Consider the following 429-nt stretch of genomic DNA (forward strand, 5'->3'; position numbering starts at 1 on the left):
AGGAAGGCCCGGGCGACGCCGCCATGGGCGACGATCACCGTGTCGCGGGTGAGATCGTCCAGGATCGGGCGGATGCGGTCGACCAGCATGGCGTAGCTCTCGCCGCCGCCGGGCGGAGCGTAATGCCACTTGTCCTGCTCGCGCAGGGCCGCCAGCGCCGGCTCGGCCTTGCGCACTTCCTTCCAGGTCATGCCCTCCCAGGTGCCGAAGGTCAGTTCGACCAGGCGATCGTCGAGCCGGTAGACTTCCGGGTGCAGGCCGAGCGTCGTGCGCAGGATCTCCATGGTCTCGCGGGTGCGGGTCATGGGGCTCGCCACATAGGCGAGGTCCTCAAAGTGAGGCACCAGGGCCTCGAGCTTGCGCGCCGCCTCTTCGGCCTGGACGCGGCCGACATCGTTGAGCGGGATGTCCTTCTGGCCCTGGAGTCGT

The 429-nt window shown here is 69.0% G+C and carries 1 protein-coding gene; it reads right to left on the bottom strand.

Annotated elements, in window-relative coordinates:
• A partial coding sequence (locus C7G61_RS43555) for a histidine phosphatase family protein (RefSeq protein ID WP_244608804.1) occupies positions 1 to 407 on the bottom strand: 407 nt, incomplete at its 3' end.
• Between the last annotated feature and the right edge of the window lie 22 nt (positions 408 to 429).

It is taken from the genome of Bradyrhizobium algeriense, from assembly GCF_003062295.1.
Taxonomy (GTDB): Bacteria; Pseudomonadota; Alphaproteobacteria; order Rhizobiales; family Xanthobacteraceae; genus Bradyrhizobium; species Bradyrhizobium algeriense.